Annotated in this window: 2 protein-coding genes; both read left to right on the forward strand. The window is 28.2% G+C overall.

Annotation, left to right across the window (positions count from 1 at the left end; genetic code table 4):
* Positions 1-623, forward strand: a 623-nt coding sequence (locus EHV01_RS05895) for a Gfo/Idh/MocA family protein (RefSeq protein WP_422066649.1), incomplete at its 5' end; no start/stop codon positions are given.
* On the forward strand, positions 614-1,034 hold a 421-nt coding region (gene deoC / locus EHV01_RS05900), incomplete at its 3' end, for a deoxyribose-phosphate aldolase (protein ID WP_422066650.1). The genes EHV01_RS05895 and deoC, both read left to right, overlap by 10 nt.

Consider the following 1,034-nt stretch of genomic DNA (forward strand, 5'->3'; position numbering starts at 1 on the left):
YAKCTTATCAAATTTTACAAACAAATGTTAATAAAATTAAACCTTTTTTAGCTTGTTTTCATTGCAGCCAGTATTCAAGTCGAATGAAAGAAGTTTTATTAGACCAATATAACTCTGTTTTTGATGAGACTTTAGGAAAAGGTTCTTTATATGATATGTTAATTTATCCTGTTGAATTAGCAGTTGCTTTATTTGGACCAGTTAAAGATGTTAAAGCAACGAGTCATAAGTTAAAGAATGTTGTTGATATTAATAATGCTGTTCTTTTACAACATAGTAATAATATTTTAACTAGTATTGTTTGTTCAAAAGCATCGACAGGCATTAGTCCTAGTGAAATTTTAAGTTATGATACTACAATTAATGTTACTAATCTAACAAAATTAGAAGCAATTACAAAATATAATCGCCTTACAAATCAAACAACAGTTTTACCATTAGGATCAGAACATAATAATAAAATATACTATGAATTACAGTATTTTATTAATATAATTAATATAATAAATAGTGAGACTATTCGGAAATGAAGCGGTTATTGATTACTCAATTGCGGTGATTCGTGTTTTAGAAGCAGTTCAAATCAATGAAGAACAACAGGGAGAATTATTAAATGAAATTAAATAAATATATTGATCATACTTTATTGAAACCAGATGCAACTATAGTAGAGATTAAAAAATTATGTGCTGAAGCAAAAGAATATGATTTTGCATCCGTTTGTATTAATCCAACTTATGTTCAATTAGCGCATAATTTATTACAAGATACTACAGTTAATGTTTGTGTTGTGGTGGGTTTTCCATTGGGGGCGAATGCTACCATAACAAAAATGACAGAAATTTCAACGGCATTAGCCGATGGAGCAACAGAAATTGATATGGTAATGAATATTAGTCAGTTTAAATCAAATAATTATGATTTAGTTCGTGCCGATATGGCAGCATGTAAAAAAGCAGCTGGGCAACATATTGTAAAAGTAATATTAGAAACATGCTTATTATCTGATACAGAAATTATTAAAGCGTGTWAKT

The sequence above is a fragment of the Spiroplasma sp. hy2 genome (assembly GCF_044714365.1).
Classification (GTDB): Bacteria; Bacillota_I; Bacilli_A; order Mycoplasmatales; family Mycoplasmataceae; genus Spiroplasma; species Spiroplasma phoeniceum.